Genomic DNA, 25,920 nt, shown 5'->3' with positions numbered 1-25,920 from the left:
GCTGCGGCAAACCTGGACCGGCACTTTTTCATTAGTGATGCTGATCCGCGCGCCATTGGTGTTGATCGGGTTTCATCCAGCACTGGTGCTGTTTGTCAGTGGCATCAACCTGATCTATCAGTTCTGGATTCACACCGAAGCAATCAGCCGCCTGCCCCGCTGGTTCGAGGCGGTGATGAACACCCCAAGCCACCACCGCGTGCATCATGGCCGCAACCCGCGCTATCTGGATTGCAACTATGCCGGGGTGTTCATCGTCTGGGACAAGCTTTTCGGCACCTTCGTGCCCGAGATCGACAGCGAAAAGGTCGATTACGGGCTGGTCCACAATCTTGGCACCTTCAATCCCCTTCGCGTGGCGTTTCACGAATGGGTCGGCATTTTTCGCGATATCACGCAACCCGGCCTGACATGGCGCGAGCGCCTCGGTTATTGCGTGATGCCTCCGGGCTGGAGCCATGACGCAAGCCGGGACACGTCGCTTGACATAAAGGCGCGTTACCTGTGTGATCACCCCGAGGCCGCCGGAACCCCCGGATTTCCAATTCACAGAAAGCCGCGATAGGGTTAGCCACCAAAAGTGCACCTCTCCTCACAAGCGGTGCACAGGTTTGTTATTTGACCAATCATTCTAAATGAATCTAGAATGTTTCTCATGGGACGACGCATATTATGCCACCACTCACAAGACTCCCTCACACGTTCACCGGTTCCAAGCGCCGTCGAACGACGAACACCCGGCGCCTTGTGGAAGGGCCCATTACTCACCCTTGTGCAGGGTGTCGGGGAAGTTCGGGCCACACAACAGGATGCGGCGCACTCGCGCGGCATACGCCTGTCGGCATGACCAATCGGATCAGCTGATATGCCTTGGGAAAAAACATATCAGGATTTCGACGTTCTGGATGCGGCCATGCGCGCCTTTTGGGAGCATGGGTATCAGGGAACGTCGATAGCCGATCTTGTCGAGGCGACCGGCCTGAATCGCGGTAGCCTTTATGCGGGATTCAAGGACAAGCGCAGCCTCTATATTGATACGCTTGAGCATTACGACAGGATCTACCGTGTCGCCTTTCTCAACCAACTCCGTCAGTTGAACGATCCAAAGGCCGCCATCATGGCCGCCTTTACCTCTGTTGAGGTCGGGAATGAAGACCTCCCGGGCGGGTGCCTGATGGTCAACTCGACCCTTGAAGTGGCCCCTCATGACCCCGAAATCGCCGCTCTGGTCGAGGCCAGCATGGGACAGGTCGAAGGCTTTTTCCTGGAGTGCCTGCACAGGGCTGATCAACAGGGCACACTCGCCCTCGGCTTGCGCCCCGGCGATACCGCCAAGGTCCTGATGGGCATGATGGTCGGCCTTTTGGTGATCACCCGTGCCAGCCCGCAAAGCCCGGCGGTGGCACCTATCCTGCAACAGGTACGCGAAATCCTCGCCTGAGCGTCCTACCAATACCCGGTGCTTGCCCGCAGCATCAGCGTCAGGCGACTGCGCACAGGCGCGATATCAAGCGCGCCCTCAGCGACGGCACCGGGGACGCGCCGGACGCGGGCCAGAATCGGACCGGCCTGCCACAATGGAAAGAACGCCGGGCCCGCCGCCCGCGAGACCTTTCGGCGCGCGGCGCGCGCGCGCCCGAGACGCGCCAAACCCTCTGACGCCAACGCGCGCAGCGCCTCGGGGCGCCCGTCAACCAGCGGAATGCGCCCCGCCGCCTCAAGCGCCGGGATCGCGCGGACCCAATTGGCAAGCCCAAGCGCATAGCCCGCATCGCGCGACACGCCCTCGTCCGCTGGCCCCAAGGCCCGCGCAGTCACGCCAAGCAGGCTGCCGGATGTGTCGTCGATATAGCGCTCGAAGGCGGCTTGATCCGCGAAGGGCTCACGATAGATGTCCCAGCGTCGCGCTTCGATCAGGGCCTCAAGCCGCGCCGCACCTGTCGCATCAAGCACCTCCGCCAGCGGTGTGACCACCTCGTGACGGCGCACCACACCACCCTCACGGATTTCCTCAAGCGCGTCGCGCCACCATTGCAGGCGCATCTCGGCAATCATCGGCTCTTGCGTGACCCAGGGCGCACGCGCCACCTCGAGGTTGAAGGCATAGAGCGGAAACAGCACCCGCCGCGCCGCCACCGGCGCCGCCATCGCAGCCAGAAACCGGTCGGGATCGCCCCGTCGGAGCAGATCGCCACAGGCGTTAAGGTCATCACTCAGCACGCAGCAGCTTCCAGTTTATCGCGTCAAGCAAAGCCTCGAAGGAGGCATCCACTATGTTCGGACTGACCCCAAGCGTAGACCAGCGCCGCCCCTGCGCATCCTCGCTGTCAATGATCACGCGCGTCGCCGCCTCGGTGCCGCCCTGGGTGATGCGCACCTTGAAATCGACCAGCCGCATATCCGCAATCTTGTCCTGATAGGGCCCGAGATCCTTGGCAAGCGCCTTGGCAAGGGCGTTGACCGGGCCGCGATCACAGCCCTCGGCGTCCATCGATTCAGACACCGACAGCTTCTTTTCACCATCCACTTTGACGACAACGACCGCTTCTGACAGGCTGACCATCTGGTCGTACTTGTTCTTGCGCCGCTCGATCGTCACCTTATAGCGCTTGACCTCGAAAAAGGTCGGCATCTGGCCCAGTTCCTTGCGCGCCAGTATTTCGAAACTGGCCTGCGCACTGTCATAGCTATAGCCCTGATCCTCGCGTTCCTTGATGGTATCAAGCAGGCGCGCCAATGCCGGATCGCCGGGTTCGACCGTGATCCCCGCCTCTGCCAGACGGCGGCGCAGGTTCGACTGACCGGCCTGATTGGACATCGGAATAACGCGGGCATTGCCGACGGTTTCGGGGTCGATATGCTCGTATGTGCTCGGGTCCTTGAGGATCGCACTCGCGTGCAGCCCCGCCTTATGGGCAAAGGCCGAGGCCCCCACATAGGCCGCCTGACGCAGCGGCACCCGGTTGAGGATCTCGTCAAGCTGGCGGCTCATGGCGCTGAGCGAGCGCAGGGCGTCGCGGCTTACCCCGATCTCATAGCGGCTTGCATAGGGCTCTTTCAGCAAAAGCGTCGGGATCAGGGTGGTGAGGTTGGCATTGCCACAGCGTTCGCCCAAACCGTTGAGCGTGCCCTGAATCTGGCGCGCGCCCGCATCGACCGCCGCAAGGCTGGCGGCAACCGCGCTTTCGGTGTCGTTATGGGTGTGGATACCAAGGCGATCGCCGGGAATGCCCGCCGCAATCACCTTTGCCGTGATCTCGCCCACCTCGACCGGAAGGGTGCCGCCATTGGTATCGCAAAGCACGATCCAGCGCGTTCCGGCATCAAGCGCGGCGCGCAGGCATTCGATCGCATAGGCCGGGTTCGCCTTGTAGCCGTCAAAGAAATGCTCTGCGTCAAACAGCGCTTCGCGCCCCTGCGCCACAATATGCGCCAGAGAGCGTCCGATATTTTCGACATTCTCGGCCAGCGGGATCCCAAGCGCGGTTTCGACGTGAAAATCATGGGTCTTGCCGACAAGACAGACAGCATCGGTGCCCGCGTTCATCACCGCCGCCAACACCTCGTCGTTCCCGGCCGAACGTCCGCTGCGCTTGGTCATGCCAAAGGCGGTCAGCCGTGCGCGGGTCTTGGGTGCTGCGTCGAAAAACGCGCTGTCGGTGGGGTTTGCACCCGGCCAGCCGCCTTCGATGTAATCGACGCCAAGCCGATCAAGCGCCTCGGCAATGCGGTGTTTTTCGGCGGTGGAAAAGCTGACGCCCTGCGTCTGCTGACCATCGCGCAGGGTGGTGTCGTAGATGTAGAGGCGTTCTTTGGTCATCACGACCCCGCCTGTGATTTGTCTGCCCGGCTTGCCCGGGCAGCGCCCGCACCGCCCCCCCACGGGGCGGGCGCTTTTGCAACGGCGCGGCAAGTATGATCGGTGCGCTTCATGGCGCTCGGGTGCCCCTCAAACCGGCCCCGCGCGGCGCGGGCGCTGCCCTTCTCGGCGTGGCATCTCATTTTAGGGCCTCCAGTTTAGCGGGGTCTAAACTTATCCCCATGTATGCGCTCACCCCGGCAGCTACCGCTCGCACTTCAACGCCGGCTTCCTCCAATTGGTTCCGCAGGTGGTCCGCTTCCTCGTATTGCTTGTTTGCACGCAGATCTTGCCACTTTTTAGCAGTAGAGCGAACCAAAGGAACATGGCTCCATTGACTTTGTGAACCTGCAACAAAAACAGTGTCCAAAAGTTCTTCCTTCCACCAATATCCCGTTTCAGGCAAAAGAAGTCCGAGAAGATTAGCTGCCGCGACAAACTGAGCCGGATCTCCAGCCTCTGCAACATCTCTTAACGCCGAAAGCGCCAGAGAAGTATTGAGGTCATCAGCAAGAAGCGAGACAAACCAATCCGGCGGGCTTGACGGCGTGTGACCCCGCGCAATCTTTTGGAACTCAATCAACGTTTGTCGCGCTTGTTCTGCCTTCTCCGCCGTCCAATCCATCGGTTTCCGATAATGCGTGCTCAAAAACACAAACCGGATCACCTCGCCGGGCACGCCCTGCTCCAACAAATCATGCACCGTGAAGAAATTGCCCAGAGACTTGGACATTTTCTTGCCCTCGACCTGAAGCATCTCGTTGTGCATCCAGACCTGCGCAAAGCCACCCTCGGGATGGGCACAGCAGCTTTGCGCGATCTCGTTTTCGTGGTGCGGGAACATCAAATCGTTGCCGCCGCCGTGAATGTCGAAACTCTCGCCCAGCAATTCATAGGCCATGGCCGAGCATTCGATATGCCAGCCAGGGCGGCCGCGCCCCCACGGGCTATCCCAACCGGGCAGATCGTCGCTCGACGGTTTCCATAGGACAAAATCCATCGGATCTTCCTTGAACGGCGCAACCTCGACCCGCGCACCGGCGATCATGTCATCGACTGAGCGCCCCGACAGCTTGCCGTAATCCGTGTAGCTTCGCACCCGAAACAGAACGTGGCCCTCCTTGGCATAGGCATGGCCCTTGGCGATCAGGTCTTCGATCATCGCCACCATCTGCGGGATATACTGCGTGGCGCGGGGCATCTCATCGGGTTCAAGCGCGCCAAGCGCGCCCATGTCATCGAGAAACCATTGCGTGGTCTCGGACGTGATCTCGCCAATCGAACGGCCGCTCTCAGCCGCGCGCGCGTTGATCTTGTCGTCCACATCCGTGAAATTGCGCACATAGGTGACGTGATCCGGCCCATAGACATGGCGCAAGAGCCGGTAGAGCACGTCAAACACCACCACCGGGCGCGCATTGCCAAGATGGGCGCGGTCATAGACCGTCGGCCCACAGACATACATCCGCACGTTTTCAGGATCGAGAGGCGTAAACACCTCTTTCTTGCGGCTCTTGGTGTTGTGAAGCTTGATCGTCGTCATAATGTCCTCGCGCGCAGGCCTTCGCGGCGGGCTTAGCAACTTCATCACAACTTGGAAACAGAAGACCGGCCCGCCAGAGAAAACTCAGCGGATAATGCAGCAGATAATGCAGGGTACGGTGTTCATGCCCCAAGACCTAGCCGCAGGTGCCGCCCCGGTCAAGCACGGCGTTCGCGGTCCAAAAACGACATCGGTCGGATTCGGAACAGACATCAGCCGCAGAATCGGGTCGGCTGAAACGGTCCAGAGGAGAGACAGCATGCACGCACGCAGCAAGATTGCGCTTGTGATCCGCACCATCGGGGCGGAACGGGGCCGTGCAGCGCGGGGCAGACCAGCGGGGCCATCCCTGTAACACCTGTTCCCCTGACACCTCCATTAGGATTTCCACGATCATGACAGAAACGACTACGCGCCGCACTGGTGGCCGCGCCGCCCGCCGCGAGGCCCGCTCGAACCCGCTGGCAGACAATCTGCGCCCGGTGCGCCCCGGACTGGAGGGCGGCACCTATCGCCCGCTTTCCCCCGCCGCGATGGAGCGCATTCACCAGGCCGTGCTCGATGCGCTCGAACAGATCGGCCTTGCCGATGCACCGCCAAGCGGGGTTGATTACCTCATCGGCGCCGGCGCCATCCTTGGCAGTGACGGGCGCATCCGTTTTCCGCGCGCTTTGATCGAGGACACGATCGCGCGGGCGCGCAAAGAGATCACGCTGTTTGGCCGGGACCCCGCCAATGACCTGCAGCTGCACGGCAACCGCGTGCATTACGGCACCGCCGGGGCCGCCGTGCACCTGATTGACATCGAAACCAGGCACTACCGCGATTGCACCGTGCAGGACTTGCATGATGCCGCCCGCATCGCCGATCAGCTCGATAACATCCACTTCGTGCAACGCCCCATGGTCTGCCGCGATATTACCGACAACCGCGAGATGGACCTCAACACCATCTATGGCTGTTGCGCGGGCACCACCAAGCATGTCGGCACCTCGTTCACCGACCCAAGCTATGTCGCCGATGCGCTTGAGATGCTGCACCTGATCGCGGGCGGTGAAGACAAGTGGCGCGAGCGCCCGTTTGTCAGCAATTCCAACTGTTTCGTCGTCCCGCCGATGAAATTCGCCACCGAATCCTGTCTGGTGATGGAGGCCTGCATCGCCGGTGGCATGCCGGTCCTGTTGCTGAGCGCAGGTCAGGCCGGCGCCACCGCCCCTGCCCCGATAGCCGGCGCCATCGTTCAGGCCACCGCAGAATGTCTGGCCGGTCTGGTCTATGTCAACGCCATCAAGCCGGGCCATCCGGCGATCTTCGGCACCTGGCCCTTCGTCAGCGACCTGCGCACCGGGGCGATGTCGGGCGGCTCGGGCGAACAGGCGCTGCTGACCGCGGGTTGCGCGCAGATGCACAAGTATTACGGGCTTCCCGGCGGCGCGGCGGCGGGGATTGCCGATGCCAAGCTGCCCGACATGCAGGCCGGCTGGGAACAGGCCACGTCGAACGTCATGGCGGGGCTTTCGGGCCTCAACATGGTCTATGAGGCGGCGGGCATGCATGCCTCATTGCTTGGCTTTTGCCATGAATCGCTGATCCTTGGGGACGACCTTATCGGCCAGGCGCTGCGTTGTACGCGCGGTATCGAGGTAGACGAGGATACCGTCAGCCTTGAGGTGATCCGTGCCACCTGCATCGGCGGGCCGGGGCATTATCTTGGCGCCGAGCAGACATTGAGCCGGATGCAGACCGACTATGTCTATCCCTGCCTTGCCGACCGCACCTCGCCGAAGGAATGGGTCGAACTGGAGAAACCCGACCTGATCCTCAAGGCCCGCGCCAAAAAGGAAAAGATCCTGTCAGAGCGCGCCCCGGCGCGGTTCGATCCGATCATCGACGCGGAAATTCGCAAGCGGTTCAAGATCCACCTGCCTGCCTGACCACCTGGCGCGGTGTCAGCGCTCTGGCGCCGCGTCTGTCAAAACCCTGTCGCCCTCGGTGCTGGGGGTCGAAATCACCAGAAACGCAACGTCCTGAGCGCCCCTGTTGCAGGCCTGATGGGGGATGCGCGCGGACACCTCAAGACCGTCCTGCGGAGCAAGGCAAAAGGTTTCACCGTCACGTTCGATGTTCAGCTCGCCGCTGAGCACGTAAAAGAACTGCGTCGCCTCGACGTGAAAATGCCGCTCTTCGCATGTGCCTGGCGGCATCCGCTCTTGCTTGACCGACAAACCGGGGCGCGCAACCAGGGGCCAGCCATCGCAGACTCCCTGCCAAGTATAGCGCGCCGCGCGGGATGTGTTGATGATGCCCATGTCGCCCCCGTTCCTTTGTCCTGATCCGGTAACAGTTATACCCCGCGCTGCGGGCATGGGTCGGATTTTTATCCACCCATACCGCAAATCGTCAGTCGCGGACACATGCGGCGGGTCACAGTCAATCCAAAGGAGACCTGCATCATGACAGTAGAAATGAAACGCCCCCGCGGACGATCCGGTGGACGTACATCGCGCCGCGCCCTGCGCAGCGTGCATGACATCACCATGCTGCCCGGCCTGAACCGCAAGCTGCCGTATTGCGAGATCATGACCGGCGCGCAGATCGAACAGATTGACGCCGCTTCGATGGATATCCTTGAGAATGTCGGTGTCCAGTTCCGCGACCCGATCGCGCTTGAGGATTGGAAACGCGCCGGGGCGCGGGTGGTTGGCGAGCTGGTCTACCTCGATCGCGGCCTCGTGCGCGAATTGATTGCGACAATCCCCGAGACATTCACCTATCATGCCCGTGATCCGCAGAAGAACGTCAAGCTAGGTGGCCCCAACTCTATCTTCGTTCCGATGACCGGCGCGCCATACCTGCGCGATCTCGATGACGTGCGCCGCAATCCGACGCTCGACGATCTGGCGATGTTTCACAAGCTGGCGCATATGATGCCCGCGCTGCACTCTTCGGCCCATCACATCGTCGAGCCCTACGATCACCCGATCAGCCAGCGTCACTTGCGCATTACCTATTCGTCGATGAAACACTCGGACAAGACCTTCATGGGCATGACCACAAGCCCGAAGAACGCCGAGGATGTCCTTGATATGTGCGCGATCCTTTTCGGTGACGATTTCATGGAGCAGAACCCGGTGACTACCGGCAACTGCAACGGCAACTCGCCGCTGGTCTGGGACGAGACCATGCTTGGCGCGATGCGCGCGTTCTGCCGCCGCAATCAGCCGGTGCTCTGCTCGCCCTTCGTTCTGGGCGGCGCGAACACCCCCGCAAGCGTACCGGCGACCGTTGCCCAGCTTAACGCCGAGGCACTCTCGGCGCTCGCCTATACGCAGGTGATCCGCAAGGGCTGCCCGGCGATCTACGGTCACTACCTTTCCACCGTCAGCATGAAATCCGGCGCACCGATGGCGGGCACGCCCGAGATCAGCCTGATGAACTTCATGATCGGCCAGATGGCGCGGTTCTATGGCGTGCCGTGGCGCACCTCGAACACGCTTGGCGGGGCCAAGACCTTTGACGCGCAGGCGGGCTATGAAAGTGCAACGACGCTTTCGGCCGTGATTCATGCAGGAGCCAATTACATCTGGCATTCGGCAGGCTGGAACGAGGCTGGCATGCATTGCTCGGTGGCCAAATTCGTGGTCGATGCCGAACAATGCGCGATGGCCTATCGTATGGCCGAAGGCCCGAAATGGGACGATTTCGACACCGCCCTCGCGGCGGTGCCCGATGTTGGCCCCGGCGGCCACTACCTTGGGCACCAGCACACGCAAGACAATTTCCAGACCGCTTTCTTCATGCCCGAGTTGTTTGACAACAACGCCATCGGCCAATGGGAGGCCGAAGGCAGCGTCGAGATCACAGAACGCGCGCTTGGCTATGCCCGCAAGCTTTTGGAGGCCTATGAAGAACCCAGGCTTGACGACGGGATCAACGAGGCCCTTCTTGATTACATCGCCCGTCGCGAGCGTGAAATTCCCGCCGCCGACGCGCTTAACCAGGATCATTGATCCGAACCGGGAGGAGAGCCAATGGAATTCACCGGTAAGAAAGCGCTCGTGACCGGCGCTGCCGGGGGGATCGGGTCGGCTCTCCTGTCTGCCCTGCGGGCCAGGGGGGCCAGCGTTGCCGTGGCGGACCGCGATGTCAGCGGGCTTGAGGCCGAGGCCCATCTGCCCGGCGACCTTTGCGATCCGGCCTACGGCGATGCCCTGCCCGCCGCCGCCGCAGATGCGCTTGGCGGGCTTGATCTTGTCTTCAACAACGCCGGTGTCATCACCCGCGGCGCGGTGACCGAGACCTCTGATCAGGATTGGGCGCTGTCGCTTGGGGTGAATGTCGAGGCGCCGTTTCGGATTTGCCGCGCCGCGATCCCGATCATGGCCGCCGCCGGGGGCGGTGCCATCGTCAACACCGCCTCGTGCTGGGGGCTGCGGCCGGGGCCGAACCACGCGGTTTATTGCATGACCAAGGCCGCGATTGCCTCGCTCACGCAATGCATGGGCATGGATCACGCCCATCAGGGGATCAGGATCAACGCGATCTGCCCCAATGAGGTAAACACGCCGATGCTGCGCAGCGGCTTTGCCAGGCGCGGGTTCGATCCCGACACGGCGATTGCCGAACTTGGAAAAACCGTGCCGCTCGGCCGGATCGCCGAAGCCGGGGATATTGTCGATGTGGCGCTGTTCCTTGCGTCCGACGCGGCGCGCTATATGTGTGGTGCATTGGTCGAAATCAACGGAGGCAAGCCGGTCCTATGACACGTTTCACCGATAAGGTCGCATTGGTCACCGGAGGGCGCAGCGGCATTGGTCGCGCCATCGCCACCCGCATGGCGAACGAGGGCGCGCGGGTCTTCACCGCGCAGCGCGGGAAAGATCCTGAATTCGAAGGGCTCGCGACCGATTTCACCGACCCGCAAAGCCCCGCAAGGGCCGTCGCCGAGGTGGCTGCACGTGCCGGTCGCCTTGACGTTCTGATCAACAGTGCCGGCATGATGCAAGAGGCCCGCATTGAGGACATGAGCCTTGAGGATTGGCAGAAGAACCTGACCGTCAACCTCACGGCACCCTTCCTGATGATCAAGGCGGCCCTGCCCCACCTGCGCGCCACTCAGGGCACGATTGTCAATGTCGGCTCGATCGAGGGGCTTGGATCGAATCCCGGTCACGCCGCCTATTGCGCCTCAAAGGCCGGGTTGCATGCGCTGACCCGCGCGGTGGCAGTGGATCACGGCGCCGAGGGCATTCGGTGCAACGCGGTGGCGCCGGGCTGGATCGACACCGACCTTAACCTTGACTACATCGCCAGTCTTGACGATCCGGCGACCTTTGCCGCGCGGATCGGCACCATTCACCCCATCGGGCGCACAGGCAGACCCGAAGAGGTGGCCGCCCTCGTGGCCTTTCTCGCTGCCGCCGAAAGCGGCTTTGTCACCGGGCAGGTTTACACCGTCGATGGCGGGCGCATGAGCAAGCTCAGCCTGCCCTGAGCCGCATCACTCCGCCCGCGCCTGCCATTCCTTGACGCGCAGAACGGCATTGGCCCCGATCTGTTGAAAGGGCTGCGGCGGAAGCCGCCTGGGCCGGGCCTGAGCCGTGAAATACGCCGTGATATCAGAGGACTGACCACAGGCCAGCTCTGCCGCGCCGATGCCGGTCAGGGTGCCGCGCGCAGTTCCAAGCCCGTTTTGCACGCAGCCCGCATAAAGCCCGGTTTCGATCTCGCGCATCACCGACACGCTGTTGAGGCTCAGGCACAGGTGCCCGGCCCAGCTATGCTCCATCCGCAGGCCCGCAAGCTGCGGGAAACGTTCATCAAACTTGCGCCGCATCACTGCGGCGGCGCGACTCACATCACCCGCCGTCGGCGTCATGTCCGGGCGCAGTTTGGCGCAGGTGCGGGTCACGATCCGGTTGCCGCCCTGCCCCTGATCGATCCGGCGCATGGTGGTGCCCATCGGGTTTGACGGCGTTATCCCCCAACGGGGCGCGCCGCCAAGCCGGGCAAGCGCCTCTGCGTCAAGCTCTGGCGTCATGGTGGCAAAGAGGAAAAGCTGCATCAGCCGCCCGCGTTCGATGCCGAAACTTTCAAGGTGACCGTTGACCGTCAGGATCACCCGCCCCGCGTTAAGCCGCGCCCTTGGGGTGGTGATCTGCCAGGCGTCGCCCCGTTTTTCAAACCCCGTGACCGGGGATTCCTGAAATACCGACACCCCGTCGCGCACAAGTCCTGCGCCAAGCCCGCGGATATAGCCCGCAGGCTGCAACATCACGGTGCCGGGCGTGTAGAGGCCGGACATGTAATGCGCGCTGCCTGTAAGCTCTTGCATCTGCTGGGCATCAAGGCTTTCGCTCGCTTCATCAAGCGAGGCGAGATGGTGCGCGTAGCTTTCGTTATGTGCCTGCGCGCCGGGACTGGCCGCCCCGTTCACCTTGCCTGCGGGGTCAAAATAATCCGGTGAAATGCCATAATCGTCGACCGCCGCGCGGGCAAAGCCGATGGCACGGCGGTTAAGCGCGATAAGCGTGCGGTCATCCCCCGCGCCGGCGTAATCCTGCGAGTTCAACTCGTGCGGCAAATCAATCATAAAGCCAGAGTTGCGACCCGCGGCCCCCTCGGCCAGACACCCGGCCTCAAGCACCGCAATGCGCGCGCCCGGCGCAAGCTGGGTCAGGCGCCGGGCTGCGGAAAGCCCGGCAAACCCGCCACCAATAACCGCGAAATCGACGTTTTGATCGGTCTCAAGCCGGGTCCCTGTGCCCGGGGGCGGCAGGATCGCGTTCCATGCGGCTGGCCCCTGGTGGACCGGAAGGCGGCGGGCGGTGTATTTGCTCAATTCACGGCCTCATCCGCGTCGTCGGCAAGGTCGATCCAGAGGGTCTTGATCTGGGTATACTGGTCATGGGCATGCACGCCATTGTCACGCCCGCCAAAGCCAGACTGCTTATAGCCGCCAAAGGGCGTGGAAATATCGCCCTCGCCAAAGCTGTTGACCGTAACCGTCCCGGCCCGCAAGGCCCGCGCGCCACGAATGGCGCGTTTGGCGTTGGCGGTAAAGAGCGACGCACAGAGCCCGTAAACCGTGTCATTGGCAACCGAGATTGCCTCGTCGAATGAGCTGACCTCGATCACGCTCAGCACGGGGCCGAAAATCTCTTCGCGCGCCAGTTGGTGATCATTGCCCGGAACGTCCACCACCGTCGGGCTGACGAAGCCGTTGTTTGCGGTGCCACCGAAAACAACGGTTTCGGCCTTGTCGAGATAGCCGCACACCTTGTCGTAATGCGCTTGCGACACAAGCGCCCCGACGCGGGTTTCCGGGTCAAGCGGATCGCCCACATTCCAGGCGCGCGCATGGGCCTCGATCCGGGTCAAAAGCTCTGCCTTGACGTCGCGATGCACGATCAGCCGCGAGGTCGCGGAACAGTTTTCACCCATGTTCCAGAACGCGCCGTTGACGATATGCTGCGCCACGCGGTCAAGGTTTTCGGCGTCATCCATCACAATGGCCGGGTTCTTGCCGCCCATTTCAAGCACCACTTCCTTGGCGTTGCTTTCGCCGGAATACCCAAGGAACCGCTTGCCGGTCGTGGTCGAACCGGTGAAGGACACCATGTCGATGTCCATATGCCGCCCGATCGGCTCGCCGACTTCTGCGCCACCGCCGGGCAGCACGCTCAGCACCCCGCGCGGCAAGCCCGCTTCGCTGGCCAGTTCCGCCAGCCGCAGCGCGGTCAACGAGGTTTCCATCGCCGGTTTCACCACCACCGAACACCCCGCCGCAAGCGCCGGACCAATCTTCCACGCCAGCATCAGAAGCGGGAAATTCCACGGCAGAACGAGGCCCACGACACCAATCGGTTCGCGCACCACCATGGCAATGTGATTGTCCGAAGCAGGCGCAACCTGATCATAGATCTTGTCGGTCAGTTCGGCGTGCCACTTGATGCAATTGATCGCCTCGGGGATATCCACGGTCTCGCAGTCGAAGATCGTCTTGCCGCTGTCGAGGCTTTCCATGACCGCAAGTTCGCGCGCATTGCGCGTCATAAGCTTGCACAGCCGGATCAGCACATCCTTGCGCTCGCCCGGATCAATCCGCGACCAGCGTCCGTCGTCAAACGCCTCGCGGGCCTTGAGCACGGCAAAATCGACGTCCTCGGCGCCGCAGGCCGCAATCTCGGCCAGGGGGACGCCAGTGGCGGGGTTCACGCTTGTGAAGGTCTCGCCAGAGATCGCAGGGCGATACCCACCTTCAATGAACGCCCCGGTCGGAAAATCGAGAGTTTCCGCAATGGCCTTGTATTCGTCCCGTGTCAGCAATTCCATCGCTTAGCCCTCCGCCATGATACTGGCAATTGTGGATTTCAACACGCGCGTGACCTGTTCCAGGGCGCGCTTATCGTCTTTGTTCAGGCCCTTGAGCGGCGCGCGCATGACTCCGGCATCAATCCCGGTCATGGTGACACCGTGCTTGATCGTCTGGATGAACTTGCCACCCTGTTCTAGCACCCGCATCAGCGGCAACAGCGCCGACATGATCCGCCGTCCCTTGGCAAAATCCCCCTCGATCACGCAGGCCTCGTAAAGCGCGACATGCTCGGTCGGCAGGAAATTCGAGCCACCGCAAACCCAGAACGGCGCGCCCCAGGCGAAAAACTCCAGCGCCTGATCGTCCATGCCACAGCCCATCTGGATATGCGGGTAATCGCGCGCCAGAAGGTGGACCCGGTTGATATCGCCGGAACTTTCCTTGATGCCACAGAAATTGCGCGACCGCCCGACGCGATCCAGAAACTCTTCGCCCATCATCGTGCCGGTGCGGTGCGGGTAATTGTAAAGCATCACCGGCAGGTCGGCGACCTTGTCGATCGCAAGCGCATTCAGCGCGTTCTCACGGTCGGTCGGGACCGAATAGGGCGGGCTTGCCAGAAGGATTGCATCGGCGCCAATCTCGCGCGCCGCCCCGGCAAGGGCGATACTATCCTGCGTCAGCATCGTGCCGGTGCCCACCACAAGCGGCACCCGGCCCTTGATCTGTTCGTGGGTAAAGCGCGCCAGATCAATCCGCTCGGGCACGGTCTGGGCATAATTCTCGCCGGTCGAACCGCCAGTGATGATACCGTTCACGCCACTTGCGATCAGGAACTCGATGGTCTCGGCCAAGGCATCCAGATTGGGGCTGGAATCCTCGAAGTAGGGTGTGATGACGGGGGTATAGATGCCCTCGAACTTGAAAATTGGGGTCATTGCCGGCCTCATGCTGGGCTAGAGCGCGAAAAGGAACCCATCGGCACGTCAAGTGCCGTGGGCATAACGAAAAGTTCGATCTGGTTGCGCGACAGGTTCCAGTGATCTTCGGCAAGCGTCGCGGCCCTGCCCTCGTCTCCGGCCTCGATGGCGGCGATGATCGCATCGTGTTGGGCCGAGGCATCCGACAGTTTCGAGGCCATCTCATTTGTCTGAGGCTGATAAAAGGTCATGCCGATCCGGGCGTGATCAATCAGCAGCCGCTGAAACGAGGGCAAGAGATAGGTGTTGCCCGCCATTTCGCCTGTAATCTCGTGGAACCGGTTGTTGGCAAGGGTCCGCTCGGCCGGGCCCTTGTCGCGCAGCGAAGCGCGAAACGCCTCTTGTGCGCCCTTCAGCGAGTCGATCTGCGCCGGGGTGGCGTTGCGCGCCGCCAGCCGAAGGATCGCACCGTAAATCATTGGCGCCGCGAGGAAAAAATCGCGCAGGGTGGTATGCGAAAGTTCGGCCACGCGCGGACCGCGATTGTCGCGCAGATCAAGATAGCCAAGCCCGTCGAGGTCACGAAACACCTCGCGCACGGGGGTGCGTGACAGGCCGAATTCGGCGCAGAGTGCCACCTCGTCAAGATCATACCCCGGACGCAAGGCTGTGGTCAGGATGGCGCGTTTGAGGTGGTCGAAAAGTGCGGTCTTGCGGTCCCTGGCAGACATGATTCCTGCGCCCTTATCCTTGGTATCGGTCTGCCCCTCCCTACGTTATACAATTTGTATACGCAATATATTTTTATTGTGTACTCTAGAATTTTTCGCGATATGATGTGGGATCGCCCCGAAACGGACAACACCATGACCATGGCCGAGCACTTTGCCTTTATGCTGATCGAGGAGTTTACCCACCTGGCCTTTGCCAATGCGGTGGAACCCCTGCGTATCGCCAATCTCGTTAGTGGCGAACCGCTGTACCGCTGGTCGTTCATTGCAGCGGGCGGCACCGAGGTCACGGCGTCAAACGGGGTGACAATCCGCGTCCATCACGGGCTTGACTCGATCCCGTCTTATGACCGTCTTTTCGTGCTTGCAGGTACCAATGCCCGCCAGCATATCTCCCGCGCGCACCTTGCCGCGCTGCGCCACGCCAGAAGCCGGGGTACCCCGCTTGGGGCGCTGTGCTCGGGCACCTATGCGCTTGCCCTTGCCGGGCTTTTGAATGGTCACCGGGCCGCGATCCATTGGGAGTTTCACGACAGCTTTGCCGAAGAATTCCCCGAAATCGACCTGGTTCGCAGCGTTTTCGTTGACGACGCACCGATCGTCACCGCCTCGGGGGGATCGGCCACGGCCGACCTCATGCTCAAACTGATTGCCGCGCGCCATGGCGAGGATATCGCGATCACTGTCGCCGACCAGATGGTCTATAACGCCGTGCGCGACGGCAGCGCCGCGCAGCGCGTCTCTCTCCAGGCGCGAACCGGCCTGCGAAGCCCACGGCTTGCCCATGCCATACAGATCATGCGCAACGCGGTCGAACAGCCCGTTTCGATAAGGCGGATCGCGGAAGATGTCGGGGTATCGACCCGCCAGCTTGAGCGGATTTTCGTCAAGCATCTCAACACCTCGCCCAAGAAATTCATGCTGGATCTGCGTCTTGAACGGGCACGCTACCTGCTGCTTCAGACCGAAATGTCGGTGATCGACGTGGCCATCGCCACCGGCTTTGAAAGCCCGAGCCATTTCGCGCGGGTCTATCGCACCGCCTTTGGCATGCCCCCCAACCGGCAACGCAACCGGATGACCTGAATTCGAAAAGCCCCACAAGAGGCCAGGCCCGCGCGCCACAACACGCGACCCGGAACATCATTCAAACCAAACGTGTAATGTAGTGGCGGAGCCGATGGGATTCGAACCCACGAGACCCTTCCGGGCCTACTCCCTTAGCAGGGGAGCGCCTTCGACCACTCGGCCACAGCTCCGTCGACCCGTTTAATTGGACCGGGGGGCGGGAACAAGGGCCATTTTGACATTTTTTTCAATTGATCCGGTGATTTTCACAACACGGCTCCGAGCGGCCTTGGCGGCTTGCGTATTCCAAGATCAGACCTGCCAGAAATGCACCCATCGCCCGATCAGGGTTATCGCCGTGATTGATGACAAAGCCGCCATTCACACGCCTGACCCTCTCGCCCGGAAGGTCGGCGAGCACGGGGGTGCTCGCCGCGTTCCAGGACGGCAACCATGTCGTGCCGATCAATTTCACGACCAGCCGACGCAGGATCAGGTCCGCCTTTCAGCGCCCTGCCGTCCCGGCCTTACGTATTGAACAGGAAGTGAAGCACATCGCCGTCCTTGACGACATATTGCTTGCCCTCGGCGCGCATCTTGCCGGCATCTTTCGCCTTCTGCTCTCCACCAAGCGCAATGAAATCAGCGAACGCAATGGTTTCGGCGCGGATGAAACCCTTTTCGAAATCACCGTGAATGACCCCTGCGGCCTTGGGCGCCGGGGTGCCAGCCGGAATGGTCCAGGCGCGGGCCTCTTTCGGGCCGACGGTAAAGTAGGTTTCAAGGTGCAAAAGTTCGTAACCGGCGCGGATCAGGCGATCAAGACCGGCCTCGTCAAGCCCCATTTCGGTCAGGAACATCTCGGCCTCGTCGGCGTCAAGCTGGCTGATTTCCTCTTCGATCTGCGCCGAGATCACCACCGAAGCGGCCCCCTGTGCGGCGGCCATTTCTTCAACGCGGGCCGAGAATTCATTGCCGGTGCCCGCGCTGCCCTCATCGACGTTGCAGACATAAAGGATCGGCTTGCTGGTCAGAAGTTGCAGCATCTTCCAGGCTTTCACATCCTCGGCGTCCACCTCGACCGTGCGCGCGGGCCTGCCCTCTTCAAGCGCGGCCTGCGCGGCGGCCAGAAGGCGATCCTGCGCCACCGCCTCCTTGTCGCCGCCCTTGAGCTTGCGCACCAGACCGGCGCGGCGCTTTTCGATGGATTCCAGATCGGCCAGCATCAGCTCGGTTTCGATGGTGTCGGCATCGGCCACCGGATCGACCCGATCCTCGACATGGGTCACGTCGTCGTCTTCAAAACAGCGCAGCACATGGGCGATGGCATCGACCTCGCGGATATTGGCCAGAAACTGGTTGCCAAGCCCCTCGCCCTTGCTCGCGCCCTTCACGAGGCCCGCGATATCGACGAATGTCATACGTGTCGGGATGATCTGTTTCGAGCCCGCGGCGGCGGCCAGCTTGTCCAGCCGCGCATCGGGCACGGCGACCTCGCCCACGTTGGGTTCGATGGTGCAGAACGGGAAATTCGCGGCCTGCGCGGCGGCCGTTTTGGTCAGCGCGTTAAAAAGCGTAGACTTCCCCACATTGGGCAGCCCCACGATCCCCATTTTAAAGCCCATGACGCCTCTCCTTATTCATGCAGCGCTGCTTCTATTGGCAGTCCGGTCCAGACGCAAGCGCGCCGTTGGGAAAACAGTGGGGATCATCGGGCCGCGCCCGTAAGTGGCTTAGATTGTCAGATGCTCGAATCGAGGCCAAATCATTGCATCCCTGTCATGGGACGGCGGGACGCCACTTGCGTGAGCGGGCTCAGATTGAGCCATTTGACGAATGCCCGGTGGGCCCAGGCGTCGCCAATCACCTCAAGCCTCTGGGTGTCGATTGCCGTGGCTGGCGATATGTCACCCCTGACGATATAGATCGCATCGGCAAGCGTGCAGGCCAGATAGAGATTCACCTCCCCGCCCGGATTTTCAACGCAGAGTTCACATCGCCCTTTCTGGTTCAAAAACCACCAGTACTTTTTCGCGTCCATCTGGTCGGTCAACTCAAGCCGAATGAGACAGCGCCTTGCGCCGAACGCCTTGGGGTTGGTGGAACTCTCCAGGCTCCAGACCAGCAAGCCGAGGTCAATCTCGTGTTCCCTGAGTTCGCGCCTTGTCCACCTCTGCCCCCAGACACCCAGGGCCTCGACCATTGGAACAAACTCGTTCCCGGCTTCGGTCAGGCCATAACCCGGCCGCTTCTCGCCGATGTCAAAGCGCGCGACGACGCCCTCCTCGATGAGCCATTTCAACCGCGATGACAAAAGTGACGGTGACATGAGCGGCACACCACGCTTGAGGTCGCTGAACCGCCGGGGCCCGGCGGCCAGGTCTCTTATAATAAGGGCGTTCCATCGTTCACAAAACAGTTCAGCTGCTTTCGCGACGGGGCAAAACTGGCCGTAGGATTTCATCTTCCCACCCTGCGCGCTGCTACAGATTTAGAACTATACCTTAAAAGGCCCATTGCGTCACGATTGGCCTGATCGCAACCAAAGCAACAGGTGTAGACATGACAACCGCAACAACCACGGCAGCAACTGCCGGGCAGGTCTCGAAATCTGCCGCCGAAATCTATGATGAATTCTTTGTGCCCTCCCTGTTTGGGCCATGGGCAAAGCCGCTGTGTGACGCCGCGCGGATCGCGCGCGACAGTGACGTCCTCGACGTTGCCTGCGGAACCGGCGCGACCACGCGTGAGGCCGCCGGACGGGTGGGCACAACAGGCCGGATCGTCGGGCTTGACCGAAATGACGGGATGCTCTCGGTCGCGCGAGCGCGCGTGCCCTCTGTCGAATGGGTCGAGGGGCGTGCCGAGGCGCTTCCCTTTGACCCGCAATCCTTTGATTGCGTCCTGTGCCAGTTCGGCCTGATGTTCTTCGACGACAAAACGAAAGCCCTGGCCGAAATGGCGCGTGTCCTTCGCCCCGGTGGCCGGATTGCCCTGTCGGTCTGGGATTCGGCTGAAAATTCGCCCGGTTACGCGGGCATGATCGAGTTGGTTGAAACCATGTTCGGACGGGATGCCGCGGATGCGCTGCGTGCGCCATTCTGTCTTGGCGACAAACAGAGGTTTCAGAGCCTGCTTCATGATGGCGGCCTTGCCAAGGCGACCGTGACAACCGCGACCGGCACCGCCCGTTTCACCTCGATCCGGGAATGGGTTCGGATGGATGTCCGGGGCTGGACCTTGGCCGATTTCATCGACGACGCGGGCTTCGAGGCCCTCGTCACACAAGCCGAGAAGCGATTTCGGCGGTTTTCCGGCAAGGACGGCTCTATCGAGTTTCCGGCCCCTGCCCATATCGCGGTCTGGACGCACAACTGACCCCCTTGATGCCTGTGGCGGGACCACGGCGGGCGAAAGACGCAAATCTCGGAGGAGCCATAAACATCACGTGAATTGAAATTTCAGGGGCACTTCATCCCAAATGGGAATAGCTTCGCGCGAAAATCGTTCGCATACCATTGATTTCCGCCGCGCGCTGCCCCAAACGGTATTCAACAACACGGGATAGTTAACATGACTCGGATCGATGCCAAATTCGCTGAACTTCAAGCCGCAGGCAAGAAAGCCTTCGTTTCCTATATCATGGCGGGTGACCCTGATTATGACACCTCGCTGGCGGTGATGAAGGGGCTGCCAGAGGCGGGGGTCGATATCATTGAGCTGGGCGTGCCCTTCACCGATCCGATGGCCGATGGCCCCACCATTCAGCTTGCCGGTCAGCGCGCGCTTGCGGCGGGCATGACCCTGAGCCGCACGCTTGAGATGGCGACCGAATTCCGCAAGACAGATGACACCACCCCGATTGTACTGATGGGGTATTACAACCCGATCTATAGTCGCGGCGTGGACCGGTTCCTGACCGATGCCAAGGCCGCCGGCATTGACGGTTTGATTGTCGTTGACCTGCCGCCCGAAGAAGATGAAGAGCTTTGCATTCCCGCACAAAAGGCGGGACTCAACTTTATCCGCCTTGCCACGCCCACGACCGATGACAAGCGCCTGCCCAAGGTTCTCACCAACACCAGCGGCTTTGTCTATTACGTCTCGATCACCGGGATCACCGGTGCCGCCGCCGCAGAGGCCGTCGACGTAGCCCCCGAAGTTGCGCGGATCAAGGCACAGACCGACCTTCCGGTGATCGTGGGCTTTGGTATCCGCACGCCCGAAACCGCCGAGACCATCGCCAGCGTGGCCGATGGCGCGGTTGTCGGCTCGGCCATCGTGGGCAAGATCGCTGATCGCGAGTCGGTTGCTGATGTGCTCGAGTTTGTGCGCGGGCTGGCCGCGGGGGCGCATCGCGCCTAAGGCGCGTAATAAAAAAAGCTTGCCTAAGGCGCGTAATAAAAGAACCGCCTGAGGCGCGTAATAAAAAAGCTTGCCTGAGGCGCGGAACCAAAAGAACCGGCCTCAGCCGTGTAAAAAATCCGCTTGTTGGGCCCCTGCCCCCTTCTGCGACGACAGGAATGATTGCGCGCCCGCCTTGCCGTTGGTAAAGGGTCTTTACCAATTTCCAAAGGGGAACGCCCGATGCCCGTAATCACCAATATCAACGACCTCAAAAAGATCTATGCGCGCCGCACGCCCAAGATGTTTTACGATTACGCGGAATCAGGGAGCTGGAGCGAACAGACCTTTCGCGAGAACACCAGCGATTTCGACAAGATTTACCTGCGCCAACGGGTGGCACTTGACATGACGGGCCGCACGACCGCCACCAAGATGATCGGTCAGGACGTGTCGATGCCCGTCGGCCTTGCACCGGTCGGCCTGACCGGCATGCAATGTGCCGACGGCGAGATCAAGGCCGCACGTGCCGCCGAGAAATTCGGTGTGCCCTTCACCCTTTCGACCATGTCGATCTGTAGCATCGAGGATGTCGCCGAAAACACCACCAAGCCGTTCTGGATGCAGGTCTACACCCTCAAGGACGACGATTTCATGCAGCGCCTGTTCGATCGCGCCAAGGATGCAAAATGCTCGGCGGCAATGATCACGGTCGACCTTCAATTGCTGGGGCAGCGCCACAAGGATCTGAAAAACGGCCTGTCGGCCCCGCCCAAGCTAACCGTGAAATCGGTCGCCAACATGATGACCAAGGTACAATGGGGCCTTGGCATGCTCGGCACCAAGCGCCGGTTTTTCGGCAATATCGTCGGTCATGCCAAGGGCGTGAGCGACCCCTCGTCGCTAAGCACCTGGACCGCCGAGGCATTTGATCAGGCGCTCAACTGGGACCGCATCCGCGAGTTTCGCAAGATGTGGGATGGCCCGCTGATCATCAAGGGCATCATGGACCCGCGCGATGCGCGCGAGGCGCTGAATGTGGGGGCCGATGCGATCATCGTCTCGAACCACGGCGGTCGTCAACTTGACGGTGCGCTTTCGGCCATTCGCGCCCTGCCCGAGATCATGGATGCGGTCGGCGACAAGATCGAAGTGCACCTCGATAGCGGCATCCGCTCTGGTCAGGACGTGCTCAAGGCGATGGCGATGGGCGCCAGCGGCACCTATATCGGTCGCGCCTTTGTCTATGGCCTTGGCGCCATGGGCGAGGCGGGCGTGACCCGCGCGCTTGAATGCATCCACAAAGAGCTTGATTCCAGCATGGGCCTGTGCGGACGCACCGATGTGGGCAAGCTTGACCGCGATATCCTGATGATCCCCAAGGGCTTTGGCGGCGACTGGGAATAACATCCGGCCATGATCGGGCAAGTGACAAGATTTGCCCTTTCCAAGGCACGGCTTTTGCTCTAAAGGCACAGGCCTTACCGCGGGGCTACAGCCTTGGAGGAGCCCCGCCCTTATTGATGGAGAATTATCATGGCTGGAGAAATTCCTGATCTTCAGGCCCAGGAACGCACGGGGACAGGCAAGGGCGCCGCTCGTCAGGCGCGCCGCGCCGGTATGGTTCCGGGTATCGTTTTTGGTGGCGACGTCGATCCGCTGCCGATCAACATCCCGTTCAACGTCCTGTTGAAGCGCCTGAAAAAAGGCCGTTTCAAGTCGACCCTGTTCAACCTTCAGGTTGAAGGCCAGGACGACGTTCGGGTGATCTGCCGCGACGTTCAGCGCGATGTGGTCAAAGACCTTCCGACGCATGTCGATTTCATGCGTCTGCGCCGCACCACCAAGATCAACCTGTTCATCCCGGTCGAGTTCATCAACCTGGAAGACTGCCCGGCAATCCGCAAGGGCGGCGTTATGACCGTCGTTCGTAACGAAGTCGAAATGGTCGTGACTGCGGGCGATATCCCCGATCACCTGACTGTCGACATGGGCAAGGTCGAGAACATTGGCGACACCGTCACCATCTCTGACGTGGAGCTTCCGGAAGGCAGCAAGCTGGTCATCAGCGACCGCGACTTTGTGATCTGTAACGTTTCGGCGCCGTCGGCTCTGAAATCGAGCGGTGATGACGAAGAAGAAGCCGAAGTCGAAGCAACCGAAGCCGCAGAGGGCGAAGAGGCGTAAGACCGCCCCGCCTACACGGTTTGAGTGTTCTGAAACGCGGCCCCTCAGGGGCCGCGTTTTTTCATGCTCTGAGGTTTCCGTCGCGGACCCGGCGAAACCCAAGGATACGCCCGCGCGACGATCCCGGATCATAGGTCAGCCCCGAATCTGACATGCAATCCACGATCCGCTTGATCACCACGTCGGAATAGCGGCCCGGGTGCAATTCCAGCATCACGGCGCGGTTATAGGCAGGCCAGGGCGCATCGAAAAGATGTTCTTCGGCCCCCTCGATATCCATGTTCACCACATGCGGGCGACAGGCCTTGAGCAGGTCGCCCAGCCCCAGGTGCGGCACGCTGACCACGGCATCGGGGGCGCTGTCCATATCCGCAAGCCGCGCGGCCCAGAAGGTCTTTTTGGTATCAAATTCAATCGGGTCTGGCGTACTCTTCATACCGCCGACCGCGCCATGCAAGACCGTGACTGCGGCAAATCCGTTACGTTCGAGATTGCCCCGGATAACCGGCAGCATATCGGGATTACCCTCGACCGTGGTCACATTTTCGGGGCCGGTGATCGAAGAGCAGACCGAAGCGATATAGCCAATCCCCGAGCCAAGTTCGAGCACCCTTTGCCCTTCGCGGAGCCGCATCCGCGCGGCATGCGCCTCGTGCGCCTCATATCCGCCGGTCGAAAGTTTCCCTGTCAGCTTCGGATTCAGCATCTCGTCGGGCACGTTAAGGCGAATTCCATCTATTTCGAACTCTGCCATCGACCGATCCCCTACCCGTTGATTCCCCGCGCCCTGCGGCGTAGACCAGCATCACCAAATATGAGGGCATCGGCAATGCAGCTATTCGTGGGCCTGGGCAATCCCGGCGCAAAATATGAGAATAACCGGCATAATATCGGCTTCATGGCGCTGGACCGGATTGCACAGGATCACGCCTTTGCCCCCTGGCGCTCGAAATTTCAGGGGCATGTTTGCGAGGGCAACCTGGGTGGTACCAAGGTAATCCTGCTTAAACCGGCCACCTTCATGAACCTCTCCGGCCAGTCGGTTGGCGAAGCCCTTCGGTTTTACAAGCTGACGCCCGGCGATGTAACGGTTTTTCACGACGAGCTTGACCTTGCCCCAGGCAAGATCCGGGTGAAGCTGGGCGGCGGCCATGCCGGACATAACGGGCTGCGCTCGATCCATCAGCATATCGGCGAGGCCTACCAGCGGGTGCGCCTTGGCATCGGCCATCCGGGCCACAAGGACCGCGTGGCGCAATTTGTGCTTCAGGATTTCGCCAAGGCCGATGCCCAATGGCTTGACGATCTGATGCGCGGTATCTCGGAAGGGGCGCCCTGGCTTGCCGGGGGCAAGGCCGACCGCTTTCTGAATGCCGTCGCACAGCGCCTCGCACCGCCACGATCCTCAAAAACCGAGGCCACGGCCAAGCCCAAGGCCAGACCCGCTGCCAAGGCGCAAGAGCCGCCCGCGCCCGCCACGGATGAGCGGACCGCGATGCAAAAGCTGATGGATAAATTCCGCTGATCCGCCCCTCTGTCCCGTCACCCTTGCAATTGAGTGACCCGCCTGATTTCCTGCGCGAGAAAGTAGGAGACTGACATGCGGATGTTTTTCAGATGGGTCGCGCGACTACTGTTGATGCTGGCCCTCGCCGCCGTCGTCATCGGTCTCTGGAAGCATGAACAGATCACCCGACTTCTGGCCGTCAACAGCCTGTTTTCCGAAGACAGGATCGTCGCAAACTTTTCGAACATGCAGCGCGCCTTCCTGCATCGGCCAGTGTCAAAGGGCGCGGGTCCCGTGTCGGACCTGCCCCGTGGCCCCGAGGCCGCTTTGCCCGCCGGGCTTGAGGATTGGATCAAGGCACGCGACGTCACCTCGCTTCTGGCGGTCAAGAACGGCGAAATCGTCCATGAACGCTATTTTCTTGGCACCGGCGCCGATGACCGCCGGATAAGCTGGTCCATGGCCAAAAGCTTTCTTTCGGCGCTGTTCGGGGTGATCACGGCCGAGGGCAAGATTGCCTCGCTCGACGATCTGGTGACCGATTATGCCCCCGCACTTGAGAACAGCGGCTATGAGGGCGCCACGATCCGCAATGTGTTGCAGATGACCAGCGGCATCACTTTCGATGAGGATTATCTTGCCTATGATTCCGATATCAACCGCATGGGACGTGTCATTGCCTTAGGTGGGACATTGGATGAGTTCACTGTCGATCTGAAGGATAGTTTCACTTCACCGGGTGACACTTGGCAGTATGTCTCGATCGACACCCATGTGATTGGCATGGTGGTTCGCGGGGCGACAGGCCGTGATGTGCCATCGTCGTTGGCTGAGAAGATTTTGGCGCCGCTGGGATTAGAGAGGGACGGCTACTATATCACCGATGGTGCCGATGTAGCCTTTGTTCTCGGCGGGCTAAACTTTACCACGCGGGACTTTGCCCGCTTTGGTCAGATGATCGCGCAAAATGGCAGCTACAGTGGCAAGCAGATTGTGCCTGCTGATTGGATCTCTGAGTCTACTCAAGCGTCTGCTCCAACCAAGCCGGGGAAAACCAAATATGGGTATCAGTGGTGGGTCCCCAGCGACGCAAGCGAAGGCGAGTTTTTTGCTCGCGGCGTATATGGGCAATACATCTATATTGATCAGGCCCGTGGCGTGGTGATCACCGCGACGGGTGCAGACCGCAAGTTCCGTGAAAATGGGGTGAACAGGAGCAACATTGAAATGTTCCGCAAACTGGCGAAGATTTTGTAATCTGCACGAGAGAGGGCAGGTGGTGGCAACTCTTCTGGGGTGTTGAAGGCAAATTATACGAGGGGGTATTGAAATGAAAAGTTGGTTGAAGACCTATGGCGCGGATGTCCCGGCGGAGATTGACGCAGACCGTTATCCTTCGCTTGTGGCGTTGTTCGAAGAGGCAGCCGAGAGTTATGCCGACAAC

24 protein-coding genes and 1 tRNA gene are annotated in these 25,920 nt (G+C 61.1%); 13 read left to right on the top strand and 12 right to left on the bottom strand.

The features are described from left to right. Positions 1-565 (top strand): sterol desaturase family protein (locus QZ522_RS07940; RefSeq protein WP_294609450.1); only part of this gene is annotated, 565 nt, incomplete at its 5' end. A gap of 300 nt (positions 566-865) precedes the next feature. Beyond that, positions 866-1,441 carry a TetR/AcrR family transcriptional regulator gene (locus tag QZ522_RS07935; RefSeq protein ID WP_294609447.1) on the top strand — a complete coding sequence of 192 codons (576 nt, stop codon included), beginning with the start codon at positions 866-868 and terminating at the stop codon, positions 1,439-1,441. A gap of 5 nt (positions 1,442-1,446) precedes the next feature. On the opposite strand, the gene QZ522_RS07930 is transcribed toward QZ522_RS07935, so the two are convergent. The 3 genes from QZ522_RS07930 to cysS all read right to left on the bottom strand — a co-directional run bounded on the left by QZ522_RS07930 (position 1,447) and on the right by cysS (position 5,402). Continuing rightward, positions 1,447-2,220: a squalene/phytoene synthase family protein gene (locus tag QZ522_RS07930; RefSeq protein ID WP_294609444.1), complete on the bottom strand. Its 774-nt coding sequence runs from the start codon at positions 2,218-2,220 to the stop codon at positions 1,447-1,449. Next, entirely contained in the window at positions 2,210-3,820 is a 1,611-nt protein-coding gene (gene cimA, locus QZ522_RS07925) for a citramalate synthase (RefSeq protein ID WP_294609442.1), read from the bottom strand. Before cimA ends, QZ522_RS07930 begins: the two co-directional genes overlap by 11 nt. A gap of 178 nt (positions 3,821-3,998) precedes the next feature. After that, entirely contained in the window at positions 3,999-5,402 is a 1,404-nt protein-coding gene (cysS, locus tag QZ522_RS07920) for a cysteine--tRNA ligase (RefSeq protein ID WP_294609439.1), read from the bottom strand. A 395-nt stretch (positions 5,403-5,797) separates the two neighbouring features. On the opposite strand from cysS, the gene QZ522_RS07915 reads away from it, so the two are divergent. Then, positions 5,798-7,336: a trimethylamine methyltransferase family protein gene (locus QZ522_RS07915; RefSeq protein ID WP_294609437.1), complete on the top strand. Its 1,539-nt coding sequence runs from the start codon at positions 5,798-5,800 to the stop codon at positions 7,334-7,336. Positions 7,337-7,351: 15 nt separating this feature from the next. Here the strand turns inward: QZ522_RS07915 and QZ522_RS07910 are convergent, their stop codons facing one another. Then, a complete protein-coding gene (locus QZ522_RS07910; protein WP_294609436.1) occupies positions 7,352-7,711 on the bottom strand; it encodes a cupin domain-containing protein in 360 nt (119 codons plus the stop codon). A 144-nt stretch (positions 7,712-7,855) separates the two neighbouring features. On the opposite strand from QZ522_RS07910, the gene QZ522_RS07905 reads away from it, so the two are divergent. From QZ522_RS07905 to QZ522_RS07895, 3 genes are read left to right on the top strand one after another with little or no spacing between them, the layout of a single operon-like run. Continuing rightward, positions 7,856-9,412, top strand: coding sequence for a trimethylamine methyltransferase family protein (locus QZ522_RS07905; protein ID WP_294609433.1), 1,557 nt, complete (start codon positions 7,856-7,858; stop codon positions 9,410-9,412). A gap of 21 nt (positions 9,413-9,433) precedes the next feature. Beyond that, positions 9,434-10,165 (top strand): SDR family oxidoreductase, encoded by a 732-nt coding sequence (locus QZ522_RS07900; protein ID WP_294609430.1) that lies wholly within the window; start codon positions 9,434-9,436, stop codon positions 10,163-10,165. After that, complete coding sequence (locus QZ522_RS07895; protein WP_294609428.1) at positions 10,162-10,896, top strand: SDR family oxidoreductase; 735 nt, start codon at positions 10,162-10,164, stop codon at positions 10,894-10,896. The genes QZ522_RS07900 and QZ522_RS07895 overlap by 4 nt, the downstream gene beginning before the upstream one ends. Before the next feature lie 6 nt (positions 10,897-10,902). On the opposite strand, the gene QZ522_RS07890 is transcribed toward QZ522_RS07895, so the two are convergent. The 4 genes from QZ522_RS07890 to QZ522_RS07875 are packed head-to-tail and all read right to left on the bottom strand — an operon-like array spanning position 10,903 to position 15,370. Further along, positions 10,903-12,243 (bottom strand): FAD-binding oxidoreductase, encoded by a 1,341-nt coding sequence (locus QZ522_RS07890; protein ID WP_294609425.1) that lies wholly within the window; start codon positions 12,241-12,243, stop codon positions 10,903-10,905. Continuing rightward, positions 12,240-13,736: an aldehyde dehydrogenase gene (locus QZ522_RS07885; RefSeq protein WP_294609422.1), complete on the bottom strand. Its 1,497-nt coding sequence runs from the start codon at positions 13,734-13,736 to the stop codon at positions 12,240-12,242. Before QZ522_RS07885 ends, QZ522_RS07890 begins: the two co-directional genes overlap by 4 nt. Positions 13,737-13,739: 3 nt before the next feature. Next, entirely contained in the window at positions 13,740-14,657 is a 918-nt protein-coding gene (locus tag QZ522_RS07880) for a dihydrodipicolinate synthase family protein (RefSeq protein ID WP_294609419.1), read from the bottom strand. A gap of 8 nt (positions 14,658-14,665) precedes the next feature. Further along, the gene (locus QZ522_RS07875) at positions 14,666-15,370 is read right to left on the bottom strand and encodes a GntR family transcriptional regulator (RefSeq protein WP_294609416.1); all 705 of its coding nucleotides are present in this window, start codon (positions 15,368-15,370) and stop codon (positions 14,666-14,668) included. A 135-nt stretch (positions 15,371-15,505) separates the two neighbouring features. Between QZ522_RS07875 and QZ522_RS07870 the strand changes: the two genes are divergently transcribed. Beyond that, a complete protein-coding gene (locus tag QZ522_RS07870) occupies positions 15,506-16,456 on the top strand; it encodes a GlxA family transcriptional regulator (RefSeq protein WP_294609413.1) in 951 nt (316 codons plus the stop codon). 83 nt (positions 16,457-16,539) lie between these two features. Here QZ522_RS07870 and QZ522_RS07865 read toward each other — a convergent pair. The 3 genes from QZ522_RS07865 to QZ522_RS07855 form a co-directional block, all read right to left on the bottom strand. Continuing rightward, positions 16,540-16,629 (bottom strand) — tRNA-Ser (locus QZ522_RS07865). Positions 16,630-16,965: 336 nt separating this feature from the next. Further along, positions 16,966-18,063: a redox-regulated ATPase YchF gene (gene ychF, locus QZ522_RS07860; RefSeq protein ID WP_294609410.1), complete on the bottom strand. Its 1,098-nt coding sequence runs from the start codon at positions 18,061-18,063 to the stop codon at positions 16,966-16,968. A gap of 140 nt (positions 18,064-18,203) precedes the next feature. Beyond that, positions 18,204-18,902 (bottom strand): helix-turn-helix domain-containing protein, encoded by a 699-nt coding sequence (locus QZ522_RS07855; protein WP_294609408.1) that lies wholly within the window; start codon positions 18,900-18,902, stop codon positions 18,204-18,206. 98 nt (positions 18,903-19,000) lie between these two features. Between QZ522_RS07855 and QZ522_RS07850 the strand changes: the two genes are divergently transcribed. From QZ522_RS07850 to QZ522_RS07835, 4 genes are all read left to right on the top strand, one after another. Then, positions 19,001-19,816 carry a methyltransferase domain-containing protein gene (locus QZ522_RS07850; RefSeq protein WP_294609405.1) on the top strand — a complete coding sequence of 272 codons (816 nt, stop codon included), beginning with the start codon at positions 19,001-19,003 and terminating at the stop codon, positions 19,814-19,816. 195 nt (positions 19,817-20,011) lie between these two features. Further along, entirely contained in the window at positions 20,012-20,803 is a 792-nt protein-coding gene (trpA, locus tag QZ522_RS07845) for a tryptophan synthase subunit alpha (RefSeq protein WP_294609402.1), read from the top strand. A gap of 222 nt (positions 20,804-21,025) precedes the next feature. After that, complete coding sequence (locus tag QZ522_RS07840) at positions 21,026-22,189, top strand: alpha-hydroxy acid oxidase (RefSeq protein ID WP_294609397.1); 1,164 nt, start codon at positions 21,026-21,028, stop codon at positions 22,187-22,189. A 129-nt stretch (positions 22,190-22,318) separates the two neighbouring features. Next, positions 22,319-22,969 carry a 50S ribosomal protein L25/general stress protein Ctc gene (locus tag QZ522_RS07835; RefSeq protein ID WP_294609395.1) on the top strand — a complete coding sequence of 217 codons (651 nt, stop codon included), beginning with the start codon at positions 22,319-22,321 and terminating at the stop codon, positions 22,967-22,969. 61 nt (positions 22,970-23,030) lie between these two features. On the opposite strand, the gene QZ522_RS07830 is transcribed toward QZ522_RS07835, so the two are convergent. After that, a complete protein-coding gene (locus QZ522_RS07830) occupies positions 23,031-23,723 on the bottom strand; it encodes an FkbM family methyltransferase (protein ID WP_294609392.1) in 693 nt (230 codons plus the stop codon). A gap of 75 nt (positions 23,724-23,798) precedes the next feature. Between QZ522_RS07830 and pth the strand changes: the two genes are divergently transcribed. Both pth and QZ522_RS07820 read left to right on the top strand, forming a co-directional pair. Next, a complete protein-coding gene (gene pth / locus QZ522_RS07825) occupies positions 23,799-24,494 on the top strand; it encodes an aminoacyl-tRNA hydrolase (protein ID WP_294609389.1) in 696 nt (231 codons plus the stop codon). Between the two features lie 75 nt (positions 24,495-24,569). After that, positions 24,570-25,733 carry a serine hydrolase gene (locus tag QZ522_RS07820; protein ID WP_294609386.1) on the top strand — a complete coding sequence of 388 codons (1,164 nt, stop codon included), beginning with the start codon at positions 24,570-24,572 and terminating at the stop codon, positions 25,731-25,733. The last annotated feature ends 187 nt before the right edge of the window (positions 25,734-25,920 follow it).

It is taken from the genome of uncultured Roseovarius sp. (assembly GCF_913054395.1).
GTDB lineage: Bacteria > Pseudomonadota > Alphaproteobacteria > Rhodobacterales > Rhodobacteraceae > Roseovarius.
Note: the sequence above shows the minus strand (reverse complement) of the source record. Positions and strands in the feature narration are given on the sequence as shown.